Origin of the sequence: Pedobacter terrae (genome assembly GCF_900100705.1) — a bacterium.
Taxonomy (GTDB): domain Bacteria; phylum Bacteroidota; class Bacteroidia; order Sphingobacteriales; family Sphingobacteriaceae; genus Pedobacter; species Pedobacter terrae.
In genome coordinates this window covers 219,806-246,500 of the sequence record NZ_FNCH01000007.1, presented here as the reverse complement: position 1 = coordinate 246,500, position 26,695 = coordinate 219,806, and the positions used below count along the sequence as shown (strand labels likewise).

The following is a 26,695-nucleotide window of genomic DNA, read 5'->3' as shown; positions in this document are numbered from 1 at the left end:
ATATCTTTACAGCACAAAATTAAAACATTTAAATGAGAGAATTCTTTAAGTATTTATTTGCCTCTATGTTAGGCTTTTTCTTATCGATCATAATCGTATTTATTATCTGCTTCGTAGTGGTTGTGGGATTAATATCTTCTATTGATAGCGATAAAACCATTACAGTTTCTAACAATTCGGTACTGTTCCTAAATCTGGATCAAGCCATTACAGAACGTACGCCTAAAAAAACATTTGGTAACCTTCCGATTGTTGGAGGTGACGATAAAGATGCCATAGGCTTAAACGACTTCTTAAAAGCTTTGCAAAAAGCCAAAACAGATGATAATATTAAATGTATCTACCTGAATGTGAGCAGTCCGAATGCGGGTTTTGCTACGCTACGCGAGGTGAGAAATGCACTCATCGATTTTAAAAAATCACATAAAAAAATTATTGCCTACAGCGAAGTGTATACCCAAGGGGCTTATTATTTAGCATCAGTAGCTGATAAACTATATTTAAATCCCGAAGGCGCTTTAGAGTTTAAAGGATTTAGCTCTGAGCTTACCTTTTTTAAGGGAACCTTAGAAAAAGTTGGTGTAGAAATGCAGGTGATCCGTGTAGGAAACTATAAAAGTGCGGTTGAGCCTTTTATCTTAGATAAAATGAGCGATTATAACCGGAAACAGGTTACGGCTTATGTTGGTGGTTTGTACAATACATTCTTAAGCGACATTGCAGCGAGTAGAAATATCCAAAAAGATAGCCTTTACAGCATCGCTGACAACTATAAAGTACAACAGCCACAAGATGCCGTAAACTTTAAAATGATCGATGCTTTAAAATATAAAGATCAGATTTTAGAGGAATTAAAAGGATTATCTGGCAGAACCAGAGGAGAAAATATCCGCTCGGTTTCGATTAACGATTATGCCAAAAACAATAGCGATACAGGCGAAGGAAAAGACAAAGTTGCGGTAATTTATGCCAATGGCGAAATTAATGGCGGAGAAGGTTCTGATAACCAGATCGGATCAGAACGTATTTCCAGAGCAATCAGGAAAGCCCGTTTAGATGATGATATTAAAGCGGTTGTGCTGCGCGTAAACTCACCAGGAGGTAGTGCTTTAGCTTCGGATGTAATCTGGAGAGAGGTTGTATTGACCAGAAAAGAAAAGCCGGTTATTGCATCGTTCGGCGATGTAGCCGCATCAGGTGGTTATTATATCGGCTGTGCTGCCGACAGCATTTTTGTGCAACCGAATACCATTACAGGTTCTATAGGGGTATTTGGTATTATTCCAAACTTCCAGAACTTAATGACCAATAAACTGGGTATTACATTTGATGGTGTTAAAACGGGCAAATATGCAGATATTATGGCGACCAACCGTCCTATGACTGCAGGTGAAAGATTTATCATCCAAAATGAGTTAAACAGAGTTTACAGCGGTTTTGTGAGTCGGGTAGCCGATGGCAGAAAGAAAAGTAAAGCCTATATCGACAGTATTGGCGGAGGCCACGTTTGGATTGGAACAGATGCCGTTCAAATTGGCTTGGCCGATAGAATTGGAGGTTTTAATGATGCGATTAAGGCTGCTGCTAAAAAAGCCAAACTCAAGAATTATAAGGTAGTAGAATATCCTGATGTAATAGATCCATGGAAATCACTAATGGATGAAGGTACAGACAGGATTAAAACCTATTATACCAAACAGGAACTGGGTGATAATTATATGCTTTACCAACAGATGAAAAAAGTGATCGCAAGCTCTGGAATACAGGCCAGGATGCCATTTGAAGCGGTAATTAAATAGGAAATTATATAAGATGGAGGATGTAAAATGGAAGACGGAACTACCTCCTATTCCATTTTACATTTTACTTTATCTCTAATTAATCAGTTTCCACTCGGGATGCAGGGTTAAGTAAGTATCGTTAACGGCAGTATTTACCGGATGTACAGTTAGGGAAATGCTTTTTCCTTTTAAAAATTCGAAACCAATTCCCTCTTTTTTTGCATCATACACAACTACGGTATCTTTCTTTTCATTTAGATAAGAAGAAAGTTTTTTGATATCAGGGAATTTTAGTTTAGTATCTTCCAAATTAGCACCTGTAGCCAAACCATCCTGAGTTTTGAATGCATTTGAAGTGATCCTGATCTGCTTCACGTCTTTAACCCGCATACTGGTATCGCGATAAGAGGAATAAATGGCAATTTCGTCCCTCCGCTTTGCTGTGGAGTCGCTACCGTACCAGATCCCCCAGGCTTTTCCCATTGCAGCATCGCCGGCATCAGGTCGGCCAAGTTTTTCAGCTACCTGTTCCATATTTTCTCCTAAAGAAATTTCCCCAATAGATTTACCGGCCACGATCAGGAACCGCGCATCTACATCTTGCGTTTTCGCCGATTTTAAGTTACTTACTGAATCCGTTTTATGCTCATCATTTTATTGGCAGATTGGCATGCTGCCAAACCTATACTTAATCCCAAAAGGGCTAATTTTACATTTTTCATGAGTGTAAAACAACAATTATTAAAATTGTGTTTTAATTTCTTTGCCAGCTAAGATTTGAGGCATTATTTCCTAATTTTACCCCTTATGGAAAATAAGACCATCGCCCGTACCTTACGCCTCTTATCGCAGCTTATGGAACTGCACGAAGAAAACCCCTTCAAAATTAAATCGGTTGCAAATGCCTATTTTAAAGTGGATAAACTGCCTTTTGCTTTAAAAGACAAACCGCTGGATGAAATGGATAAAATTGATGGCATAGGTAAAGGACTGGCATCCAAAATCATAGAACTCCTCCAAACAGGAGAATTACAGGAGCTTAACGAAATACTCGAAAGAACCCCTGAAGGTGTGATAGAAATGCTGGGTATAAAGGGCATCGGACCAAAAAAAATATTGATCATCTGGCGTACCTTAGGAATAGAAAGTATAGGTGAATTATATTACGCCTGCAACGAAAACCGCTTAATTGAGGCCAAAGGTTTTGGTTTAAAAACGCAGGAAGAGATTAAGAATGCCATTGAGTTTAAACTGGCAGCTAACGGAAGGTTTTTATATGCACAGGTAGAGGGGTTTGCCAAAACATTATTTATACAACTTGCTGATTGGGTCGGAAAAATTGATCAAGCTGCAATTTTAGGTTTCGCTGGTCAGTACCGACGCACATGTGAGATTATTGATGAACTGGAAATTGTAATCGGCACAGAAAATATTGACACCATTAAACAAAATTTACCTACTTTCGAACCACTTTCGCTTATTGAAGCGGAGCAATCTTACATTTGTACAACCGAAGCCGGACTTAGGATTAAAATCTATATAGTAGAAAAACAAGCCTTTTATTTAGCATGGTTTACTTTAACCGGAAATAAGGAACATGTTGAAAAAGTGTTGGCTTTAGCAGGCGGCGGACCTTTTGCAAATGAAGAAGAAATTTACAGCAAGGCCGGATTAGCTTTTATCGAGCCCGAGCTTCGTGAAGATTTCGATGAAATTGAACTAGCTAAAGCCAATAAACTCCCCACCTTAATACAGTACGAAGATTTGAAGGGTAGCTTACACAACCACTCCACCTGGAGCGATGGTGTGCACACGCTGGAACAAATGGCCGTTTACTGTAAAGAAAATCTAAATCTCCAGTATTTGGGAATCTGCGATCACTCTAAAACCGCAGTTTACGCCAAAGGGTTAAACGAACAACGCGTTTTTGCGCAACACCAGGAAATTGATGAATTAAACAAGAAACTGGCTCCATTTAAAATATTCAAGGGAATTGAAAGTGATATTTTAAGCGATGGATCGCTAGATTATCCAGACGATATCCTTAAAACATTCGATTTTGTGGTTGCTTCTGTACACAGTAACCTCCGCATGGACGAAAGCAAGGCAACCGCCCGTTTATTAAAAGCAATTGAAAACCCTTATACCACTATTTTAGGCCACCCAACCGGCCGTTTATTATTGAGCAGGGCCGGCTACCCTATCGATTATAAAAAAATTATCGATGCCTGTGCGGCCAATAGCGTGGTAATTGAAATCAATGCCAACCCTTTACGTTTAGATTTAGACTGGCGCTGGCACCGCTATGCGCTTGAAAAAGGTGTATTATTGTCTGTAAACCCCGATGCCCACCGTACTGAAGGTTTCCATGACATGCATTACGGTATTTTAGTGGCCCGCAAAGGCGGTTTAAGCGCTAAAAAATGTTTAAATGCTTTTTCTTTGGAAGAGATAACGGCATACTTTGATAGTAAGAGCGTTTAGGGTTTAGGGTTTAGGGTTTAGGGTTTAGGGTTTAGGGTTTAGGGTGGACAAGAACTCAAGCAAGCTTGTTTAAAATATCTTCAAAAACATCGGTGGAATCTCCTAATCTGTGTAATTATCCCGTCAGGAAAAATCTGTATGTTCCCCAAATCTGTGTATTCAAACCATAAGAAATCTTTTAATATCTTTGCCCCATGATCAGTGAAATTGCCAACCGCATATTTAATCAGGTTATTACAGACTACCACAAGTTTGATGATATTGACCATCCGGTTGAAAACCCCTACGATGCCGAAAGTTTAGAGCATCTTTTTTATATAAAAAACTGGATTGATACCGCTCAATGGCACATGGAAGATGTGGTGCGCAATCCTCAGATTGATCCTGTTGAAGGTTTGAGCTGGAAGAGACGCATTGATGCCCAAAACCAGGTGCGTACTGATATGGTGGAGTTTATAGATGGTTATTTTTTAAATCTTTATCAAGGAATTACGGCGCTGCCAGAAGCAAAAATCAACACAGAAAGTCCGGCATGGGCAATAGACAGGCTTTCTATCTTGGCATTAAAAATTTACCATATGCAGGAAGAAGCTGAACGAGAAAGCGCATCAGCCGAGCATCGTGCACAATGCCAGACCAAGCTCAATGTACTCTTATCGCAACGCGAAGATCTTTCAACCAGCATTAATGAGTTACTGGCAGATATTGAGGCGGGCAAAAAATACATGAAAGTATACAAGCAAATGAAAATGTACAATGATCCGAGTTTGAACCCGGTATTGTATAATAAAGCATAGGAAAGCAGAAAGACCAAAGCTGAAAGCGAAATTCATGTCAACAACCCAAAAAATTATCGTTTTACGTTTTTCGGCAATGGGCGACGTGGCCATGGTTGCGTCTGTTTTAAAAGAATTTTCGGAGCAAAACCCAGCGGCTGAGCTCATTATGGTCAGCCGGCCAGCTTTTAAGCCATTTTTTGACCATATCCCCAATCTGATCTTCCATCCTATCCAGCCAAAAACCCTTCATAAGGGCATAAATGGATTATATCAACTTTATCAGGAACTTCGCAGCTACCAACCAGATGCAATAGCTGATTTACATGATAATTTAAGAAGCAGGGCAATTTCTACTTTTTTTCGTTTAACCGGAACCAAAATTAAACGCATAGATAAGGGAAGAGCCGAGAAAAAGGCCTTAACCCGTGCCAATAAAAAGGTATTTAAACCGCTTAGAAAAACCGTTGAGCGTTATGCTGATGTTTTCCGCGGATTAGGTTTCAGCATTAAACTCAGTCACCAAATCAGTAAATCAGCCCGGGCTTTACCCTACAAAGCCAAAACATTGTTTAGTGATCGAACCACAAAAAAAATCGGCATCTCTCCTTTTGCACAGCATATTTATAAAGTATATGCGCTGGAAAAAATGGAAACGGTGATAGCCTCATTAAGCCGATTGGGCTATGTGTTTTTTATATTTGGTGGTGGCGACAAGGAACAGCAGGTTGCCGAAAACTGGGCTCAAAAATACCCAAACACTTATGATTTAATCGGAAGCTTTAATTTAACGGAAGAGCTTGCCATTATTTCAAACCTGGATTTAATGTTAAGTATGGACTCATCCGGCATGCATATGGCATCACTTGTTGGTATACCTGTTGTATCTATCTGGGGGCCAACACATCCTTACGCTGGTTTTTTAGGATATGGACAACAGGAAAGCGATTGCATTCAGATTGATCATCCAGCGAGGCCAAATTCTATTTATGGAAACAAACCCTGCCTTTGCGGTGTTGAAAACTGTATAGATTTAATTGAGCCCGAAACCATCGTTAACAAAATTGAAGAGAAACTAAATGGCTAAAAAACTACTTCTCGTCCGCCATGGCAAATCGGATTGGGGAAATATAAATTTAAGTGATTTCGATCGCCCGCTGAACAAACGTGGCAAAGAAAATGCACCAGAAATGGCCGAAAGATTGATTAAACGCGGTTTTAAAGTCGATTTGATGGTGAGCAGTCCTGCAAAAAGGGCCAAATCTACAGCCAAATATTTTGCGGAAGCCTACAATATAGACCACATCCAGTTCGAAGAATCTATTTACGAGGCGAATACCACCGCTTTACTTCAAGTCGTTAATAACCTGAATAATGGTGCAGATCATGTCGTCCTGTTTGGTCATAATCCTGGCTTTACAGATTTTGCTAATGAGTTATGCGATGCGGACATATATAACATTCCAACTGCAGGTATGGTATTAATTTCTTTTCCTTTTGATTCATGGCAAATGGTAAGTAAAGGAACAGGAGAACTGGTGCTTTTTGATTACCCTAAGAATAGTGATGAAGTTTAAGGCTTTTACCATTAAGGAGTAAGATTATTAAGATAAGTAGCCAGTTAATTAATTGCCACGAAAACACGGATTTACACGGAAATTATCTGGAGTTTGCATTAACTCATTGGTTTTAGGCAAATGCATTAAATACTTAAAATGACTTTAGCTCATTGGCGCTAGAAAGGTTTTCGCGACAGGCACTCCACAAAATAGTCCTCGTTTACAATGAGGATTAACGAGATTTGCATTTGCAATGCGATTGGTGGCATTAAGGCAATAAAATTGCCGTTCCCCTGCATCCTCGTTACAAACGAGGACGATAGAACTGCTGACCAGGTTTCTCAGACGAGCAAAACACACAAAATAGTCGTCGTTTAAAACGAGGATTAGCGAGATCTGCATTTGCAATGCGATTAGTACTACAAGGCAATAGAATTGTCATTCTCTTGCATCCTCGTTAAAAACGAGGACGATAAGAGTAGAATAAAATCGCCTTTCACAAATAGTCCTCGTTTACATAGAGGGTTAGCGAGATCCGCGTTTGCAATGCGATTGCTGGCATTAAGGCAATAAAATTGCCATTCCCTTGCATCCTCGTTACAAACGAGAACGATAGAACCGCTGACCAGGTTTCTCAGACGAGTAAAACACACAAAATAGTCCTCGTTTAAAACGAGGATTAGCGAGATCTGCATTTGCAATGCGATTAGTACTACAAGGCAATAAAAATTGCCATTCCCTTGCATCCTCGTTACAAACGAGAACGATAGAACCGCTGACCAGGTTTCTCAGACGAGCAAAACACACAAAATAGTCCTCGTTTAAAACGAGGATTAGCGAGATCCGCATTTGCAATGCGATTGGTGGCATTAAGGCAATAAAATTGCCGTTCCCCTGCATCCTCGTTACAAACGAGGACGATAGAACTGCTGACCAGGTTTCTCAGACGAGCAAAACACACAAAATAGTCGTCGTTTAAAACGAGGATTAGCGAGATCTGCATTTGCAATGCGATCAGTACTACAAGGCAATAGAATTGTCATTCTCTTGCATCCTCGTTAAAAACGAGGACGATAAGAGTAGAATAAAATCGCCTTTCACAAATAGTCCTCGTTTACATAGAGGGTTAGCGAGATCCGCGTTTGCAATGCGATTGCTGGCATTAAGGCAATAAAATTGCCATTCCCTTGCATCCTCGTTACAAACGAGAACGATAGAACGGCTGACCAGGTTTCTCAGACGAGTAAAACACACAAAATAGTCCTCGTTTAAAACGAGGATTAGCGAGATCTGCATTTGCAATGCGATTAGTACTACAAGGCAATAAAAATTGCCATTCCCTTGCATCCTCGTTACAAACGAGAACGATAGAACCGCTGACCAGGTTTCTCAGACGAGCAAAACACACAAAATAGTCCTCGTTTAAAACCAGGATTAGCGAGATCCGCATTTGCAATGCGATTGGTGGCATTAAGGCAATAAAATTGCCATTCCCTGCATCCTCGTTACAAACGAGGACGATAGAACTGCTGACCAGGTTTCTCAGGCGACAAGCACTACCCACAATTTAATAAACCCGGTAGTAGCGCCAGCTCCCGGTTTTAATCGGGACTAGAGCGGATAACGGGGCTGAACAAGCCAAGAACTACTGAACGAACGTTTACAAAAAGCATCTCATCATTTTAAATATTCGAAATCAATTAGGGCTATCACGAATCAAATAATTTTATTATCTTTGAGGATATAACACGAAAATCTGGCAATAGACATTTCGGTGAATTCATAACCTAAACTCCTCTGGTTATTTCATAATTCGTATCGCCAGAAAATTTATCCATTAATTTATCTGTACATGAATTTTGATTATAATACTACGCGTAGCCATTTAATTTTATCTGAATATGGCCGCAACGTACAAAACATGGTGAAGTATATCTGCGAATTACCCACCATTGAAGAACGTAATAAATATGCCCAGGCGGTAATAGACCTGATGGGATTTTTGCAACCACATTTGCGTGATGTTGCCGATTTTAAACATAAACTCTGGGATCACCTGCACATTATTTCTGGCTACCAGATTGATGTGGATAGTCCATATCCAAAGCCATTAATCGAAAATGCTTACATCAAACCAGCGCCCCTGGCCTATCCTCAACAAAGAATTACCTACAAACACTACGGTAAAACAGTGGAGAATCTGATTGAAAAAGCCATGCGCGAAGAAAATGCCGAAATTAAAAAGGCAATGGTTCAGAGCATCGCAAATTTTATGAAAATGGCCTATGTTACCTGGAATAAGGATAATGTGAGCGATGATACCATTATTAAAGATCTGAAACACCTTTCTGGCGGATTATTATCTCTTGATGAAGGTGTTAACTTAGCCAAGGTAGAATTTAGAGCACAAAATCCTCGTCAAAGCAATAACAACAATAACCGCGGAAGAAACAACAATAATAATAACAATAACGGAAAAAACCGTCAAAATAACAACAACAATAATAATCGTCCACGCAACAACAATAAACCTAAATATTAAAGGAAAGGTAAAAGGCAGAAGGTAAAAAAGGAGGAAGGTTACATGTCTACCAATCTTAATACTTGATACTTAATACTTGATACTAATTACGACAAGATATATGAACGCATTTGAGATAACAGGCGGAATTAAATTAAAAGGCGAAATCACTCCCCAAGGTGCCAAAAACGAAGCTTTACAGATTTTATCTGCAGTATTGCTTACCGAAGAAAAAGTAACCATCAGTAATATTCCTGATATTAAAGACGTAAACAAACTGATTGAATTACTTGGTGATTTAGGCGTTATTGTTGAACGCATCAATAAAGATACTTATAGCTTTGAAGCCAAAAATATCGATTTAAATTTCTTTGAATCTGATACTTTTAAAGCTAAAGGTGGTGGTTTACGTGGTTCGATTATGATTGTAGGACCTTTATTGGCGCGTTTTGGTAAAGCGGCAATCCCGAAACCAGGTGGTGATAAAATTGGCCGCAGAAGATTGGATACCCACTTTATCGGTTTCGAAAAACTGGGTGCAAAATTTGTTTACGATAGCAAAAAAGCTTTCTTTAATGTTGATGCCACCAATTTACAAGGTGCTTACATTCTGTTAGATGAAGCATCGGTAACCGGAACGGCAAACATTGTGATGGCCGCTGTTTTGGCTAAAGGTACCACTACCATTTACAATGCCGCCTGCGAACCTTATTTACAACAACTTTGCAAAATGCTAAACCGCATGGGCGCAAAAATTTCGGGCATTGGTTCTAACCTGCTTACCATTGAAGGTGTTAAAGTATTGGGTGGAACCGAACATAGAATGCTGCCGGATATGATCGAAATTGGTTCTTTTATTGGTATGGCTGCGATGACAGAATCGGAAATTACCATAAAAGATGTTTGTTACGATGAACTTGGGGTAATACCAGAGGTTTTCAAAAAACTGGGTATTAAATTAGAGCGCCGTGGTGATGATATTTACATACCATCGCAAAAACATTATGAAATTGATACTTTTATTGATGGCTCTATATTAACCATTGCCGATTCTCCATGGCCAGGCTTTACCCCTGATTTATTGAGTATTGTATTGGTTGTGGCTACACAAGCAAAAGGAAACGTGCTCATTCACCAGAAAATGTTCGAAAGCCGTTTATTCTTCGTGGATAAACTGATTGATATGGGCGCACAGATTATTCTTTGTGATCCGCACCGTGCGACCGTTAATGGTATTGATAAAAAATATAAACTTCGCGGAATTAGCATGACTTCTCCTGACATCAGGGCCGGGGTTTCGTTATTAATTGCAGCTTTATCTGCAGAAGGTAAATCGACCATTTACAACATCGAACAAATTGAACGTGGGTATCAGGATATCGACACTCGTTTACGTGCTTTAGGTGCGCAAATTAAGCGTGTGAATGCTGATGCACCGAGCCATTAAGCTTAAAGCAGAAAGGCTAAAGCTTAAAGCGAAAATAGTATAAACTAAAACGTCCGGGTAATAATTATCCGGACGTTTTTTATGGTTACCTTATGAGGAGAATCGTCATGCTGAATTTATTTTACAAGTAAAAATAGTGTTTTCAGTTGCCTTGTAGCTACTACGTGGTCAGCATCTATTATTCTGAACATTAAGACCCTGAAATAATCCAGGATGACGAACATGAGATTACTCCATCATTCTCGCTAATGGTATTTGTAATCCCGTTTTTCCAGTAATGACATAAGTGGTCTGGATTACCAAATCCCGACCAATAATTTCAATTTTAAGATTCTGAAACAAGTTCAGGAGGACGATCGTAGAATTAAACAATCTTCATTTTACATTTCTTGCTAATCGGGATTTGCAACCCCTCTTTTGAGCAATGATTAAGCGGTCGGGATTACAAATCCGACTAACGAACGATTAACCATCATTCACCTCATATTATTACCCTGATATCGCATTAATAATATCATACTGCGTAATAATTTCGATCTTACCCGATTCATCTTCTACTAAAACGGCTGAATTTTCTTTATTGATCAATGAAGAAATTTTATCAATAGAAGTATTCAGGTCAACAAACGGGAAGGTGGCCGTCATGATTTCTGAAATAGGTGCCGATTTTAAGCCTGGATTTTCCAATAAGGCACTTAAAATATCACTTTCAGCAATTTTACCCACAATCATCCCCTGCTGTGTTACCGGAATTTGGGAGATATTCATCGATTTAATGGTATTGATGGCTTCAAGTACAGATTTTTGAGTATCAAGGGTTACGATCTCTGTGCTTTCTTTTTTAGACAAAATTGATTTTGCTGTTAGTTTTTCGTCCTGCAAAAATCCTCGTTCACGTAACCAGTCTTCATTGTACATTTTGCCCATGTAACGGCTGCCATGGTCGTGAAAAATAACCACAACCACATCTTCCGGTTTTAGTTTATCTTTTAACTGAATTAGACCACCAATGGCAGCACCAGCAGAGTTACCAACAAAAATCCCTTCTTTACGTGCAATATCGCGGGTCATTAACGCGGCATCTTTATCGGTCACTTTTTCGAATAAATCGATTACATCAAAATTTACATTTGCCGGAAGGAAATCTTCGCCAATACCTTCGGTGATGTAGGGATAAATTTCATCTTTATCAAAAATACCCGTTTCCTTATATTTTTTAAAAACTGAACCATAAGTATCAATTCCCCAGATTTGAATGTCCGGATTTTTTTCTTTCAGATATTTCCCTGTTCCGGAAATGGTTCCTCCAGTACCTACCCCAACCACTAAATGTGTAATTTTACCTTCTGTTTGCGCCCATATCTCCGGACCGGTTTGCTCATAATGCGCCTGTGAGTTGGCTAAATTATCGTATTGATTAGGTTTCCAGGAATTTGGAACTTCACGTTCTAAACGCGAAGAAACCGAATAATAGGAACGGGGATCTTCAGGCTCAACATTTGTAGGACAAACAATTACCTCGGCACCAAAGGCACGTAAAGCATCCACCTTCTCCTTAGATTGTTTATCTGTTGTGGTAAAAATACATTTGTAACCTTTAATAATAGCGGCCATAGCAAGGCCCATTCCGGTATTGCCTGATGTACCTTCTATAATTGTTCCACCTGGTTTTAGTTTACCACTTTTCTCAGCATCTTCAATCATTTTAACCGCCATACGGTCTTTAATTGAATTGCCTGGATTAGTTGTCTCTATTTTTGCCAGAATTGTTCCCGGAACTCCTTTTGTTATCGTATTTAATTTAACCAAAGGCGTATTGCCGATGGTTTCTAAAATATTATTGTACCACATACTACAAAATTAAGAAAAGGCATTAAGTATTTTACGAACTATATTTTATTTGAAACATAATTTTGAAAATTAAAATTTAAAAGAATTTAATTACATAATCTATTATTATGATAGGCATTATAGATTGATTATTGGGCAAAATGTAATTTAAATTGTTGGTCCTTCATACAGATGAAGTATACCGAGATGGGAAAATTTAAATTTAGTCACCAAATTTCGATCAGAAATTCCTCCATCTACACGTTATCATTTTAAGCCAATTTATAAATCTTCCCAGGCAAAGAAACAATGATGCCCTGCATTTCTAATGTCAGGATTACAATGGCCAATTTACTTTGTTGAATATTCAATTGAAGCGATAGTTCATCTATAGAAAGCTGACCATTTTTTAAAGCATCAATAACACGTTGCTCGTTAGGGGTAAGATTTAATTGCAAAGTGGTTTGCGGCATATTTTGTTTAACCTTTATTTCAGCATCCCAGCCCAGGTAATAAATCAAATCGTTGGCATTGTTAATTAATCCGGCCCTATTAGTCTTAATCAGGAAGTTACAGCCTTCAGAAAAAACATCATTCGTTCTGCCTGGAAAAGCATATACATCTTTATTATAGGAATTTGCGATTTCTGCCGTAATTAAGGCACCTCCTTTTATGGATGCTTCAACTACCACAGTAGCATCTGCAATACCTGCAATAATCCGGTTTCTTTGCGGAAAATTAGGCCGGTCGGGATTGGTTAGAATTGGGAATTCCGTGAGCAGGCCACCATTCAAAACCATTTTCTGCGCAACCGTTTTATGAATTTTTGGATACATCCGGTCTAAACCATGTCCGAGTACCCCAACTGTAGGGATATGATTGGCCAGGCATTCTTTATGGGTGGTTACATCAATACCATAAGCCAGGCCACTAACAATCAAAACGTTGTAGGGTGCTAAAACTTCGCACAATTCTTTACAAAGGTTTTTTCCATAACTTGTAGCGTTACGCGTTCCAACAACACTAATGATACGCTGCTGGTTAAAATCAACTGTCCCTTTTGCATAAAGCAGTATAGGTGAATCGATACAATTCTTTAGTCTTTTAGGATATTTCTCATCTGAAAAAAACAATACTTCTATCCCATGTTTTTCAATAAAATCCAATTCCTGCCTGGCCCTTGTCAACGCATTGGTACCACGAATGGCTTCGATTGTTTTTTCTCCAATGCCCGGAATCTGCAAGAGCTGCTTTCTACTTGCCGAAAATATATTTTCGGCACTTCCGCAATAGGCAAGAAGGTTTTTGGCCGTTACCGGACCAATAGACTTGATAAAAGTTAAGGCAATTTTGTGTAGCGTGCTCATCATGTAATAAGGTTAAATAAATTCGGGATGATTTATTTCCTTAAAGCAAGCTTAAAAATCGATATCTATTAAACTTTTTAATGGAATATGTATATTGTTTTTTAGCTGTATATATTTCTCTGTTACTGCCCAAACAGTGGTATCAACACGTTTTGGGCCGATGGTGGTATTAAAAGTAATAACGGCTTTTGATTTAAATTCATTACCTAATCTCTGCGCTTCATCAAGTTTGGTTTGCAATTCGTGTGAATGATCTTCCCTGGCATCGATGATATTTAAATAACTGATATGTTCCTTTTCTACGATTTCTATTGGCATGGGTCTCTTTAACGATTAATGTTAAACAAGCTTATCAAATTTTTTAAAAAAAAGCAACACTTATTTACTCAAATATTGCAATAAATATATAAAAAAGGCCAGTTTTGAAATACAAAACTGGCTCTTTTGGTACAAATATTAGAAATTATTTAAATTTTAGCTTTCTGGTTTCGACCATTCCTTTAAATTCATGACCAAGCTTTTTGTTAGCTGCATCTATTTGTTGTCTGCCTATACCTGAAGTACTGCTAATCACATTATCTTTTGCCAATGCAGAGAAGTTGTTGTTTGCAGAATAATACAAAGCCTGAGCGAGCATTTTTTCTGACGGGTCGCCGAAATCTTTGGTCAAATCATCTGCTACATCCTTATCAACAGTCATCCCCGCAAAATAATCACCCTGATCTAACTGATTTTTGGTTTGAAACTGCGGAATATATAAATCATTTTTATCAATTCTAATAGAAAAGAAGCCGACGGGTTTACCATAAGTTGTTTTACCAATTAATTTTACATCTACTACCGGTTTCAAATTATTAATTAATAATTCGCTGGCAGAAGCTGTACCACCCGTAACCAGGAAATAAACGCGTGTTAACCCGTTTAAAGCGCCGCGTTTAACAAAATTTTCCTGATTGCCCGCTGCTATGGTAGGCTTATAAGAATAATCGAAATAAGAATAAAGCCTGGTTACACCATCATTTCCTTGGGCGTAAAATTTTTGGTTCTGCAAAATGGTTGCATTGCCATCCTGCATGGTTTTTGTCCAATAAGTAGTATACATAATTTTACCATTTTGCGCAGGTGGAGCAATTAAGTTGATAAACAATTCGGATGTAGCTACAGAACCACCACCATTATACCTTAAATCTACCACCAACTCGGTAACACCATCCGCGGTAAATTTCGAAAAAGCGGCGTCCAAAGCAGCAGTAGCATTGGTGGTAAAACTGTTAAATACAATGTAACCTACTTTTTTTGCGCCAATGGTATAAGTATTGGTAAATAAAACAGGGTTAATGTTATAGCTGGCGCGGTTAATTATAATATCCTGTGTGCCACCACCTGGTTTTATAAAGGTTAATGAAATTGAAGGGTTATCGCCAAATATTGAAGCATTTAGATTGGCAATATCGGTACTAGACCTTGATGTACCACCACCATTAACTTTAATAAGCTGGTAACCACGCTTTAGACCTTTTAAGTCGGCAGGAGATCCAGGGTAGACATATTTAACCCGCAAGAGGTCGTTTGCATCGAAGTTAGCCGAAAAACCATAATCTTCGCCTGCCCCACTTAGCTGACTGGCTACCGATCCGTCGTCTATAAACGAATATTTATCTTTTCCTCCAGTACCAGGCAAAGCTTTAAGTGCTGCAATAATCGCATTCTCTGAACTGTATTTCCTTGGATTAAAGGTATCGTAATTAGGCATACCAGCATTCCAGAAATAGGTTTGTTTAGCGTAAAGAAAGATAGAGTCTTTCGAGAGTAATGCGCGGTCGTTGGTTGGTGTTTGTAAAAGATTCGATTCACCATCAGTATTGCTATCTGGATTATTACTTGATTTTTTACATGATGCTGTAAACCCAAGCACAATAATCAAAGCATATAGAAATGTGTTTTGCGAAATAAATTTTTTAAGCATATTATTTGTAAATTTCTAATGATCCAATATACTGCAAATTAATTGATTTGGATTGTTGCTCATCAAATTTATTTGCACCAACCACTAACGCCTGATTAGCCAATAAATTTTTGTGGTTTAATATGTTATGAAAAATTTCTGCTTTTGGCTGCCCCAGTTCTTCAACAAAGTAAACGGTAAGATATTGCTCCAGTCCGTTCCACTCGGTTTGCTTAATTTTGTTAAGTTGTTGCTCGGGATTACCAGCGGTTACAATTACAATTTTTTTACGGTCTACCACCAGTGTCTGCATAAATTCGAGCATATTTTTATAAAGCAAAAGCTTTAAGGGCAAACGGGCATTTTGATGCAGGAGGTTGAAATTATATTCATACTTAGTATCGATACCGAACTGGTTCGCTGTTTTTTCAAACAGCTTCTTTGCGCCATTATTTTCGTATTCGTTACGCATAAACTCCAGAATGGGCTGTGCGTTTTTTTGCTCGGTATACTCTATAAACTGGGCAAACAGATAATAAACCTGCAGCAGATAATCTTTCTCTGGAAATAAAACATCATCCAGCTCAAAAATTACCAGCTGTTTATCTTTAATGTATTCACTTGCATCCATATTAAATCGTAAAAAGTTTGAGGTCATCATCGGCAATGTTATACCCGAACACACCGTTTAATTTTTCATCAGTTCTGACAAAAATTTCCTTTCCGCTGGCAAATACACATTCGCCTGCCACAAAAACAGCAAAATTTTGATAAGTATTTTGTTCGGTGGGCAGATATCCGGCTATTAAACTGGCATCTGGCAATAAAACCTGGATGCCATATTCGCCAAAAAGCACAGCCGATTTAGCGATTGGCTCTACTTCATATTGGTGAAGCGGGACAATGCAATCGATGCCCTCTGTAATGCTAAAATTTAATAAAATATGGGCTATGCTATCTTTACTGAGCGGCCCGAGCGATGAAAAGGCATAATTTTCAGTAACTATCCCCGGTACATCACCATAATCGGCCAACAGCACAAAATGAGTAGGAAACGCTTTCATCAGCTTTAAAGCTTTCGCATTATTGCCGCCTGTAATGAGTATTTTCAAAACTTAATAATTGAATGAATGAATTAGTGAATGATGGAGTTATTGAATGTCTGGATTATTGAATGACTGAATGAAGGAATGGTTATAATTTTATACAATCAAACCATCTTTCATGCTCACCACCCTGTCGCTGGTTTTGGCAAGGTGTTCGTTGTGCGTAACAATTACAAACGTTTGGTGAAAATTATCGCGCAAACTCACAAACAGTTGGTGTAATCCGGCCGCATTTTCAGAATCTAAATTTCCCGAAGGTTCATCAGCCAAGATAATAGAAGGGTTATTGATTAATGCCCTTGCAATGGATACGCGTTGTTGTTCACCGCCAGACAACTGATTGGGTTTATGCTGCGCCCTATCTTTAAGTCCGAAGAGATCTAATAGTTCAAGCGCTCTTGTTTCAGCCTGTTTTTTACTGGTTTTCGCTATAAATGCAGGGATACAAATATTTTCGATGGCACTAAATTCGGGCAATAAATGATGGAATTGAAACACAAAACCTATATTCTGATTCCTGAAAGTACTCAGCAAATCGCCATTTAACTTGTTTATCACGGTACTTTTTAACTCTACAGATCCCTGATCAGGCTTATCCAATGTGCCTAAGATATGTAACAAAGTACTTTTACCTGCACCAGATGGCCCAATAATACTTACAATCTCCCCTTTTTGCACTTCAAAATTTACACCTTTTAAAATTTGCAGATTTCCGTACGATTTTCTTATTCCAGTGGCTTTTAGCATGGTTCAAATTTAATAAAAAAGCGGAAAGACCAAAGCAGAAAGACTAATGACTAAAGCGGAAAGAGGAAAGACTAAAGCGGAAAGACCAAAGCAGAAAGGCCAAAGCACAAAAGAAAAAACTAAAGTGGGATGATTACGACCAAGGCAAAAAGCTGAAGGCATAGCAGAAATCAGAAACCAATCCCAAAAGTTAAAAATTTAAATCTGTGCAATCCCCCCGGAGGAAAAAACAAAAAAGATTTGGAGGAATCAATTTTATATTTAACTTTGAAAAACAAAGCACTTTTAAAATGAACACTCCAGAAGAACAATTAAATACCTTAAAAGATATCAGAAATATGATGGATAGGTCATCGAGATTTATTTCTTTGAGTGGTTTATCGGGTATTTTTGCGGGTGCGATTGCCTTAATAGGTGCTTATTTTGCAAACGATGAAATTGACAAATTCATCAATAAAAGGGGTTATGGTTATGGTGTAGATGGAGAAATGGACCTTGAATTTAACCTGATCAAACTGGGCATCATTGTTTTGGTGATTGCTTTGGCTGGCGGTGTTTTATTTACTTACAGAAAGAGTCAGAAAAACAATCTTCCCATCTGGGATAAAACTTCCAAATCACTTCTAATTAACTTATTTATTCCTTTGTTTGCCGGAGGATTATTTATTATCGCTTTATTGATTAATCATCCAAATACCTATAGTATTATTGCGCCCAGCTGCCTGATTTTTTATGGTTTAGCACTAATTAACGCCAGCAAATTTACCTATAGTGATATCCGTTATTTAGGCTTTTGCGAAGTAATATTAGGCCTAATCTGTATGTTTTACGTGGGTTATGGATTAATTTTCTGGGCTTTGGGCTTTGGCTTGCTACACATTGTTTATGGTCTTTTGATGTATTTTAAATATGAGAGAGGCCAGTAAGGATGAAAAACCCGATAGCAGATTTAAACAAAATATTCGATAGCCGGATCAGGTTAGGCGTTATGTCTGTCCTGGTGGTAAACAACGAAATTGGTTTTAACGATCTCAAACAAATGCTCGAATTAACTGATGGCAACCTGGCCTCACACCTGAATACTTTGGAGCAGGCTGAATTTATTAAAGTACACAAAGGCTTTATCGGCCGCAAAACCAGCACCACCTATTCCATTACGGCGTTGGGCAAACAAGCCTTTAAGGCACATTTAGATGCACTCGAAAAAATGATCAGGAAGCTCTAAGCATTTTTTTTAGACTATTACTTTGAAATTCAAAGCACTTTTAAAAACATGAAAACGGAAATATACCAGAACCTCAGATGAATTACGTAGGCAAAACACTCGCTTACTATTCTGCGCTTATTGGCACATTGATATTTATAACCTACCTGATATCAGGATCTTTTTTCCTATTAATCACCGGAGCTGTTTTTACGCTAAGTGCAGCACTTATAAATATCACGGTAATCGCATTAATCATAATAGAACTGATTAGTTACCAAAAACATTGGAGAAACGCCGTGGTCACGATTATCTGGATGCTCTTAAACATCCCTTTAGCCATTAGCTACATGCTTATATTAAGTTATTTCCACGCTTAAATTTAAATCAAATGAAAAATAAATCGAACCTTTTGCTACTATCTGTCCTACTGGGCGGCCTGCTGTTTACTTTTCTCTTTTGGAAAGAAAGATTAGCAATCAATCTGCTTATTTACAGTATATATCTGTTGGCAATTACTTTTATTAACCCTGATGTGGTTAAGAGTACCAAGCTGAAAATTTACGGTTTGGCTCATCTGCTCGCAGCAGTACTGGTGGTGATTAATAATTCCGATTTATCTTTGGCAACTTATTACATCAGCTTACTGCTATTTATTGGTTTTGGTCATCAGCAACAAATCAGGACCATTTTTACCGCATTTTTAGCAGCCATTCTACAGATGGTCACCGTGCCCTTTAATGCCATTAAACAACTGAGCCAAATCAGTATTGGTAACGTCAGCCTTAAACCGTTTTTTAGGCTGATTAAATATCTCTTCATACCCATTATCATTGTTACTTTGTTTTCATGCCTGTATGCAGCCGCAAGTAGTGTTTTTGCGCATTATGCAGAAACCATCTTGACCAACATTGGCAACTTTTTAGATAATGTACTGCACTTCTTTTTTAAAGACTTGAGTTTTGAGCGCATCATGCATTTTTGCTTTGGATTGGTTTTAACAGGCGGTTTATTACTGGCATTTTTTGATAAAAGCCTTGAAAAAGCAGAGCTGAAAGGTAAAGAACAATTGGTAAGGATCAGAAGAAGTATAGGACAGAAAACGATATGGTATAATATCGCAGAAACATTTACCGGTAACCTGTTAACACGGAAAATGGCCTTAAAAACAGAATACATTGTGGGCATTATTTCTTTCGCTGCACTTAACCTGTTATTACTCATGTTAAATGCCATTGATATTACTACGCTTTGGTTTGGCTACGAACCTTCGGGCAATTTTTCAGGAGAACTGCACCAGGGTACAAATTCATTGATTTTTAGTATTATAATGGCCATGGCCGTCATCCTCTATTATTTTAGGGGGAACTTAAACTTTTACCACAAAAGCAAAACGTTAAGGGCGTTGGCTTATGCCTGGATGATTCAAAATTTCATCCTGATTATATCAGTATTGATCCGCGATGGCTATTACATCGAATTTCATGGTTTAACCCATAAAAGAATCGGCGTGTTGGTATTTGCCACCCTTTGCATTATTGGTTTGGCAACGGTTTATGTTAAAGTGGCCAAACAGAAAACCATATTTTATCTTTTTAAAGTGAACGGCAATATCTGGTTTGCCCTCCTGCTTACGTTTACCCTTATCAATTGGGATGTTTTGATTGTGAAATATAACCTCAATCACGTCGATGCTGTTTCTATCGATCCTTACTACCTCACTTCTCTATCAGAAAAGACATTACCTATTTTAGATAAAAACAGGTCAAAAATACATCCTTCAACCAATAACGATTCGGAAATTGCCAAGGTATACCGGCCAGAAGAAGATTTAATGCGGAAACTGGATCAACGGATAGGTTATTTTAAAGAACGTTATGAACAGGAAAGCTGGTTATCGTGGAATTTACAGGACTGGAACACGGCAAAATATTTTGGGGTTAATAAATAAAAAATGGAAAAGAATCGTAGCGCGATGTATTATTTATTTGGCATCTTATTATTTGCGTGTTTTAAGTTAGCCTATACTACAATGGATGCTGAAAGGTTATCATTTTTACTTAGTCCAACTGATTACCTTGTTTCAAAATTAAATAACTCTAATGGCAGGTTGATTGAGCATTTAGGTTATTATCATCAGGATCTTAACATTACAATAGAGAAATCGTGTTCAGGCTTTAATTTCTTTTCGCTAAGTTTTTTAATTACTTATTGCCTATCTATCAGCTATTTGAAATGTTTAAAATTAAAATGGATCGCATTAACCAGTTCCCTGCTATTCAGCTGGATATTAACCATATTCGTTAACACCTCGCGGATAAGCTCTTCCATTTTTATAGCTAATAGCATTAATATTCCAAAACAGCATCAAGCGCTTGTTCATCAGGCAGAAGGCACATTTATCTACCTATTCTTTTTGATATTATCCTACAAACTAATCGATCATTTACTAAAAACATACGCTGTTCAATATGAAAACCCTGCTTAATCCGAGATGGCTTATCGTAATTAGCATTATTCCATCAATAATACTGCTGCTGCTTTTCTACGGCCAATTCAGTATTATTAAAAGTTTGCTAAAAACAGAAACCGCAGAAATATGGTTAAATTTTTCATTAATACTTACACTGTTGACCTCTGCACAGTTGGCTTACATCCTACTTGGTATATACAAAAAGTACAACATATCTATATTTTATGCTTTTTTTAGTTTATTGGTCTATACCATTTTTCTATACGCTTATGCGCAATATGCCGATATATTAATTCCGTTCTCAATTCCGCAATGGATGATTAATGTGGATGTAATTTTATATCCAGGTAGCTTTTTAATGCCCACATTAATTCATGCACTTTTCATCCTGGTTGTGTTTTCAAGCCAGAAAAGCAGATTATCTTCGGCATGGCTAAGTTTTTATATGGAATTTCGATACCGATACTAGGGTACGCATTTTTACAGATTGTTCTTCCCTTATGGAAAAAAACCGAAAGTAGTTTTGATACGAACGCATTAGTGATATTATTAATTATTGCCGCTATACTATTTCTCTTCTTTATTTGTCGTGGTTTTTATATTGTTACCCAATTAAACACTCAGAAATTCTCTAAATACAGCATTTACCTCAAAATATTAATTGCCATTATTTTGCCCATTATCGGATTATTAATGAATAACGGGGGACTTCGGCTTACAAGTGGTTTTAGTTCATCGATATTTGGAAATTTTAGCAGTATTTGGTTTTATATCATTGCTTTAATAAATGGCATATTGGTATGTCTGCCCAATTTTAAAAATCCACGTTTACGCCTGCTCCGTTTTTTGGGCCTCGTGATCTGTTTTCCTTATACCCTTTACTTTTTTCTGGTATTCCTACCCTATCTACCTTTGTCTGTGGTGGCGGTTATTGCTATTGGCGCAGGGTTTCTGATGCTATCACCTTTATTCCTATTCATTTTACAGATTAACGGGCTACACAAAGATTTTACAGCGCTCCGCACAGCCTATTCCACTTTCAGACTAAGTATCTTTGCTGGCTTAGCCCTAATGCTTATACCTGCTTTGATTACGGTGTCCTACCTACGCGATAAATACATATTGCATGAGGCATTGGCATATGTGTACAGCCCTGATTATGGGAAAGATTATAATATCGACAGGAAGTCATTAGCTAAAACATTAGCAGTAGTACAACAAAATAAGGGTAGAAATAACTTTTTCGAGAAAGAGAAATCGCCATTCTTAACACCGTATTATAATTGGCTGGTACTTGATAACCTGGTTTTATCCGGAAGCAAGATTAATACTTTAAGGAGCATTTTTTTTGGTGAAAGTAACGATGAGAAAGAACCTGTTCCTATTATTCAAACCACCGGTAAAGTAAAAATATCAAAAATTGGTAGTATCAGTAAATTTGATCAGGCTCAAAAGGCATGGATCAGTACCATCGATCTTGAACTCACAAACCCCGAACATACAGATTTAGAAAGCTACGAAACAGCATTTACTTTACCCGAGGGCTGCTGGATCAGCAACTTCTATTTAAATATTGGCAATAGAAAAGAGTATGGAATATTGGCGGAGAAAAAAGCAGCCCTTTGGGTTTTTTCTCAGATCATAAACGAAAACCGCGATCCTGGCATTTTATATTACTTAACCGGAAACAAAATTGCATTTAAGATATTTCCTTTTTCGGCTAAAGAAACCCGGAAAAGTGGGATAACATTTATCCATAAAGCTCCTGTAAATCTTAAAATAGATGGCAAAACCATTTTGCTTGGCGACAGCATAAACCACAACGATAAAATCGAATCCATTAATGAAACAATTTACCTACCGGTGGCCGAGAAAGCAAAGCTAAAACTGATTAAAAGAAAACCAGAATATCATTTTATTATTGATGTTTCCAAAGGTAACTCAACAGAAAAAGCCGAATATGTTAGTCGCATCAATAATTTTGTAAGCAAAAATCAAATCAATCCGCATAACATCAGATTAAATTTTGTAAGTACTTTTAATGAGGAAATTGCCTATACAACTGATTGGAAAACTAAACTCTATCAACACAGCTTCGATGGCGGTTTTTATCTGGAAGGGGCTATCAAAAAAATATTAATAAAGAATTATACCACCAATAGTAATGCTTACCCGATTATGGTAGTGGTGAGCGACACTTTAGCGAATAGCATATTACAGAATGATTTTGCCAATTTTAAAATAACTTATCCAGAAAGTGATGATTTTTATGAGCTCGATCGGTTGGGCAAACTGTATAGCCATTCGCTAGTGAATGCCCCCCAACAGCGGTTGGATATCGTACAAACCATAAAAAACCAAGGGGTTTATTGCTGGCCCAATCCAATAAAACCTAAAGCCTATCTGGCAAATAATGGCCAGCCTTCCATCATCATCGATCGCACGATGAAAGCCAGTAACCTAGGTGTTGCTGATAAAAGGAATTGGTTATCGGGCCTAAATCTGCATGGAATGTGGCTCAAAAGTCTGGCAAATGGAGATCGATATAACCAGTCACAACTTAATCTTATCAAAAAGAGCATGTTAACTGGCATTTTATCCCAATCAACATCCTACATAGTTGTAGAAAATGAAGCTCAGAAACAGATATTAAAGAAAAAACAAGATCAAATTTTATCCGGCAATAAAAACTTAGATCCCGATGAAGAAACGCAAAGGATGGACGAACCAAATTTATATATTCTCATTACCTTATTAATAATGCTTTCCTTTTACCGTTTCAGAAATAAACTGAGTTTTCTTCAAAAATCAACAAAATCAGATCACCCTCATAATTAAGCGCTCCACTCTACCAACTTCAGTTGGAATTTTCCCCTGATGCAAATGACATCGGGGGAAACAAAAAACTAATTAATCGGTATTAAAACTTTAAAAATCATGAAAAATCTACAATCAACATTTAGCTCGCCAACAACCCGGATTGCAATTATACTTGGTGTTGCGGCATTAATTTTAAGCATTCCGCTTATCGCCATGCAATTTACTACTGAAGTAAAGTGGGATTTAACCGATTTTATGGTAGCTGGTGCCTTATTATTCAGTACCGGCCTGGCCATAGAACTCGTTATTAGAAACCTAAAAACCGGCACATTAAGAACCATCATTTTAGTGGTTATTTTATTAGCCTTATTCCTGATCTGGGCAGAACTGGCCGTTGGTATATTTGGAACTCCATTTGAAGGAAGTTAAAAAAAACGATCAACAGTTTTGTATCCGCAGATTTAAGATAATCAACACAGAGGAAGATATTTTTTGCATTTGTTAGGAACCAAATTGTTTTTAAGCCTGATTAGAGCGGAAAGCCCGGAACGCAGTGAGGACTTATAGCGGAAAGCAGGGCCTCCAGCCGCCATGAAGAACTGCCCGCTCACTTTCAAATAAAAAATCTCTGCTTGTATCTGCAAAATCAGCAGCACACCATAAACTAGCGCACATTACAGGCGCTGATTTCATGATTAACATAAAACGTTCATTTTCTGAAAAAATCGGTAATTGCTATTTGTTTAAAGGGTTTGAAATTGTAGCTTTGGGCAAATTTTGTAGCAAATGAACCCGCTGCTGTTAAAATGATTATTTTAATGACAAAAGGCCCATCTGACAGATAAAGACAAAAATATAAACAGATGAATATTCACGAATACCAGGGTAAACAAATATTAAAAAGTTTCGGTGTTAACGTTCAAGAAGGAATAGTTGCCGACACTCCTGAGCAAGCTGTTGAGGCTGCTAAGCAACTGAAAACTGATTATAATTCTGACTGGGTTGTAATTAAAGCGCAGATCCACGCTGGTGGTCGTGGTAAAGGTGGTGGTGTTAAATTGGCCAAAAACCTTGACGAGGTTAAACAGCGTGCTACCGATATCATCGGCATGCAATTGGTAACCCCTCAAACCGGACCAGAAGGTAAAAAAGTGAACAAGATTTTAGTGGCCCAGGATGTATACTATCCAGGTGCTTCTGAAACAAAAGAATTTTACATCTCTGTATTGTTAGATCGTGCAAAAGGCCGTAATATCATCATGTACAGTACCGAAGGCGGTATGGATATCGAAGAAGTTGCGGAACATACCCCACACTTAATCTTTAAAGAAGAAATAGATCCTAAAGTTGGCTTGCAAGGCTTCCAGGCACGCAAAATTGCTTTCAACTTAGGTGTTAGCGGTAACGCTTTCAAAGAAATGGTAAAATTCGTTACTGCTTTATACAAAGCTTACGAAGCCACCGATTCTTCCATGTTCGAAATTAACCCGGTATTAAAAACTTCTGATGATAAAGTAATTGCCGTAGATGCTAAAGTAAATCTGGACGAGAACGGTTTATTCCGTCACCCTGATTATGCTGCCATGCGCGATGTTACCGAAGAAGATCCAATGGAAGTTGAAGCGAGTGCAAGTAACCTGAACTTCGTTAACCTTGATGGTAACGTAGGTTGTATGGTTAACGGTGCCGGTTTAGCAATGGCTACCATGGATATCATTAAATTAGCCGGTGGTGAGCCTGCTAACTTCCTTGACGTAGGTGGAACTGCAAATGCACAAACCGTTAAAGCGGCTTTCAACATTATCTTGAAAGATCCAAACGTTAAAGCGATCCTGATCAACATTTTCGGTGGTATTGTTCGTTGCGACCGTGTTGCTCAGGGTGTAATTGATGCCTACAAAGAAATCGGAAACATTCCTGTGCCAATTATCTGCCGTTTACAAGGTACAAATGCTGAAGAAGCTAAAAAATTAATCGATGAGTCTGGCTTACAGGTTTACTCGGCAATCGCTTTAAAAGAAGCCGCTGATCTGGTAACTAAAGTATTGGCTGAACAAGCGTAATAAACTTAAAGCAAAAAGACTAAAGCTTAAAGCGAAACATATTTTAAAACCTTTCAGTGTAAACTGGAAGGTTTTTTTATTACCATCTTTCCCAAAACCATCGGAAAAATCGTCATCTCGACTGTAGCGCAGCGGACAGGAGAGATCTATCTGGACAGTTTTTTTTGAAAATCAAGGTTCTGTTCTTTTCGGCACCGTAAGTCCTGCTATCTCCTCAAGCCCTTCTATCAGGAGGTTTACTTAACATCGGTTCGCCGTATTTCGGAAAAAGAATCAACGTTAAACTTCCGAAGTCTAGCTCCTTGCTGCCACGTTAGACTTCAGAAGTTACTCTACGCGGAATTCCAAAATGTCGCCTGGCTGGCAATCCAGAACGGCACAAATCGCTTCTAAAGTCTCTAAACGGATTGCCTTCGCCTTACCGGTTTTTAATATCGATAAATTAGACATCGTAATGCCCACACGTTCACTCAATTCGGTTAGCGACATTTTGCGACGGGCAAGCATGACATCTAAGTTGATTATTATTGGCATTTTGGATCGGTAAAGTTAAAATGTTAAACGGGAATTTG

Annotated in this window: 25 protein-coding genes; 16 read left to right on the top strand and 9 right to left on the bottom strand. The window is 38.0% G+C overall.

Annotation, left to right across the window (positions count from 1 at the left end; all coding sequences use genetic code 11):
* Positions 1–32: 32 nt before the first annotated feature.
* Entirely contained in the window at positions 33–1,799 is a 1,767-nt protein-coding gene (gene sppA, locus BLR60_RS11425) for a signal peptide peptidase SppA (protein WP_090499844.1), read from the top strand.
* 75 nt (positions 1,800–1,874) lie between these two features.
* Here sppA and BLR60_RS11420 read toward each other — a convergent pair whose 3' ends face one another.
* The gene (locus BLR60_RS11420) at positions 1,875–2,315 is read right to left on the bottom strand and encodes a hypothetical protein (protein WP_090499842.1); all 441 of its coding nucleotides are present in this window, start codon (positions 2,313–2,315) and stop codon (positions 1,875–1,877) included.
* A gap of 273 nt (positions 2,316–2,588) precedes the next feature.
* Between BLR60_RS11420 and BLR60_RS11415 the strand changes: the two genes are divergently transcribed.
* The 6 genes from BLR60_RS11415 to murA all read left to right on the top strand — a co-directional run bounded on the left by BLR60_RS11415 (position 2,589) and on the right by murA (position 10,568).
* Positions 2,589–4,265, top strand: coding sequence for a DNA polymerase/3'-5' exonuclease PolX (locus tag BLR60_RS11415; RefSeq protein WP_090499840.1), 1,677 nt, complete (start codon positions 2,589–2,591; stop codon positions 4,263–4,265).
* Between the two features lie 194 nt (positions 4,266–4,459).
* Positions 4,460–5,062 (top strand): DUF4254 domain-containing protein, encoded by a 603-nt coding sequence (locus tag BLR60_RS11410; RefSeq protein ID WP_090499838.1) that lies wholly within the window; start codon positions 4,460–4,462, stop codon positions 5,060–5,062.
* 34 nt (positions 5,063–5,096) lie between these two features.
* On the top strand, positions 5,097–6,128 hold the full coding sequence (locus BLR60_RS11405) for a glycosyltransferase family 9 protein (RefSeq protein WP_090499836.1): 1,032 nt from the start codon (positions 5,097–5,099) through the stop codon (positions 6,126–6,128).
* The gene (locus BLR60_RS11400) at positions 6,121–6,618 is read left to right on the top strand and encodes a SixA phosphatase family protein (RefSeq protein WP_090499833.1); all 498 of its coding nucleotides are present in this window, start codon (positions 6,121–6,123) and stop codon (positions 6,616–6,618) included. Before BLR60_RS11405 ends, BLR60_RS11400 begins: the two co-directional genes overlap by 8 nt.
* A 1,834-nt stretch (positions 6,619–8,452) precedes the next feature.
* Positions 8,453–9,142, top strand: a complete 690-nt coding sequence (locus BLR60_RS11385) for a DUF4290 domain-containing protein (RefSeq protein ID WP_090499826.1) — start codon at positions 8,453–8,455, stop codon at positions 9,140–9,142.
* A gap of 100 nt (positions 9,143–9,242) precedes the next feature.
* Positions 9,243–10,568 carry a UDP-N-acetylglucosamine 1-carboxyvinyltransferase gene (murA, locus tag BLR60_RS11380; protein ID WP_090499824.1) on the top strand — a complete coding sequence of 442 codons (1,326 nt, stop codon included), beginning with the start codon at positions 9,243–9,245 and terminating at the stop codon, positions 10,566–10,568.
* Between the two features lie 489 nt (positions 10,569–11,057).
* Here the strand turns inward: murA and BLR60_RS11375 are convergent, their stop codons facing one another.
* The 7 genes from BLR60_RS11375 to BLR60_RS11345 form a co-directional block, all read right to left on the bottom strand.
* Positions 11,058–12,419, bottom strand: a complete 1,362-nt coding sequence (locus BLR60_RS11375; RefSeq protein ID WP_090499822.1) for a pyridoxal-phosphate dependent enzyme — start codon at positions 12,417–12,419, stop codon at positions 11,058–11,060.
* A gap of 251 nt (positions 12,420–12,670) precedes the next feature.
* Entirely contained in the window at positions 12,671–13,765 is a 1,095-nt protein-coding gene (gene dprA, locus BLR60_RS11370; protein WP_090499820.1) for a DNA-processing protein DprA, read from the bottom strand.
* 51 nt (positions 13,766–13,816) lie between these two features.
* On the bottom strand, positions 13,817–14,083 hold the full coding sequence (locus BLR60_RS11365; protein WP_090499818.1) for a hypothetical protein: 267 nt from the start codon (positions 14,081–14,083) through the stop codon (positions 13,817–13,819).
* A gap of 145 nt (positions 14,084–14,228) precedes the next feature.
* Entirely contained in the window at positions 14,229–15,731 is a 1,503-nt protein-coding gene (locus tag BLR60_RS11360; RefSeq protein ID WP_090499816.1) for a S41 family peptidase, read from the bottom strand.
* A 1-nt stretch (position 15,732) separates the two neighbouring features.
* Entirely contained in the window at positions 15,733–16,341 is a 609-nt protein-coding gene (locus BLR60_RS11355; protein ID WP_090499815.1) for an HAD family hydrolase, read from the bottom strand.
* Between the two features lies 1 nt (position 16,342).
* Entirely contained in the window at positions 16,343–16,822 is a 480-nt protein-coding gene (locus BLR60_RS11350) for an ATP-grasp domain-containing protein (protein ID WP_090499813.1), read from the bottom strand.
* A gap of 90 nt (positions 16,823–16,912) precedes the next feature.
* On the bottom strand, positions 16,913–17,563 hold the full coding sequence (locus BLR60_RS11345) for an ABC transporter ATP-binding protein (protein ID WP_090499812.1): 651 nt from the start codon (positions 17,561–17,563) through the stop codon (positions 16,913–16,915).
* A gap of 290 nt (positions 17,564–17,853) precedes the next feature.
* Here BLR60_RS11345 and BLR60_RS11340 point away from each other — a divergent pair, with 290 nt between their 5' ends.
* The 9 genes from BLR60_RS11340 to sucC all read left to right on the top strand — a co-directional run bounded on the left by BLR60_RS11340 (position 17,854) and on the right by sucC (position 26,123).
* Positions 17,854–18,489 carry a hypothetical protein gene (locus BLR60_RS11340; RefSeq protein WP_090499811.1) on the top strand — a complete coding sequence of 212 codons (636 nt, stop codon included), beginning with the start codon at positions 17,854–17,856 and terminating at the stop codon, positions 18,487–18,489.
* 2 nt (positions 18,490–18,491) lie between these two features.
* Positions 18,492–18,788 carry a winged helix-turn-helix domain-containing protein gene (locus BLR60_RS11335; RefSeq protein WP_090499809.1) on the top strand — a complete coding sequence of 99 codons (297 nt, stop codon included), beginning with the start codon at positions 18,492–18,494 and terminating at the stop codon, positions 18,786–18,788.
* Positions 18,789–18,865: 77 nt separating this feature from the next.
* Entirely contained in the window at positions 18,866–19,147 is a 282-nt protein-coding gene (locus BLR60_RS11330; protein ID WP_090499807.1) for a hypothetical protein, read from the top strand.
* Between the two features lie 11 nt (positions 19,148–19,158).
* Positions 19,159–20,718: a DUF4153 domain-containing protein gene (locus BLR60_RS11325; protein ID WP_090499806.1), complete on the top strand. Its 1,560-nt coding sequence runs from the start codon at positions 19,159–19,161 to the stop codon at positions 20,716–20,718.
* Positions 20,719–20,721: 3 nt separating this feature from the next.
* Positions 20,722–21,255: an exosortase K gene (gene xrtK, locus BLR60_RS11320; RefSeq protein WP_090499804.1), complete on the top strand. Its 534-nt coding sequence runs from the start codon at positions 20,722–20,724 to the stop codon at positions 21,253–21,255.
* Entirely contained in the window at positions 21,239–21,709 is a 471-nt protein-coding gene (locus tag BLR60_RS11315; RefSeq protein WP_090499802.1) for a hypothetical protein, read from the top strand. Before xrtK ends, BLR60_RS11315 begins: the two co-directional genes overlap by 17 nt.
* On the top strand, positions 21,670–24,078 hold the full coding sequence (locus BLR60_RS11310; protein ID WP_090499800.1) for an MSEP-CTERM sorting domain-containing protein: 2,409 nt from the start codon (positions 21,670–21,672) through the stop codon (positions 24,076–24,078). Before BLR60_RS11315 ends, BLR60_RS11310 begins: the two co-directional genes overlap by 40 nt.
* 99 nt (positions 24,079–24,177) lie before the next feature.
* Positions 24,178–24,489 carry a hypothetical protein gene (locus BLR60_RS11305; RefSeq protein ID WP_090499798.1) on the top strand — a complete coding sequence of 104 codons (312 nt, stop codon included), beginning with the start codon at positions 24,178–24,180 and terminating at the stop codon, positions 24,487–24,489.
* A gap of 434 nt (positions 24,490–24,923) precedes the next feature.
* Positions 24,924–26,123 (top strand): ADP-forming succinate--CoA ligase subunit beta, encoded by a 1,200-nt coding sequence (gene sucC / locus BLR60_RS11300; RefSeq protein ID WP_090499796.1) that lies wholly within the window; start codon positions 24,924–24,926, stop codon positions 26,121–26,123.
* A 327-nt stretch (positions 26,124–26,450) separates the two neighbouring features.
* Here the strand turns inward: sucC and BLR60_RS11295 are convergent, their stop codons facing one another.
* The gene (locus tag BLR60_RS11295; protein WP_090499795.1) at positions 26,451–26,657 is read right to left on the bottom strand and encodes a helix-turn-helix domain-containing protein; all 207 of its coding nucleotides are present in this window, start codon (positions 26,655–26,657) and stop codon (positions 26,451–26,453) included.
* Positions 26,658–26,695 lie beyond the last annotated feature (38 nt).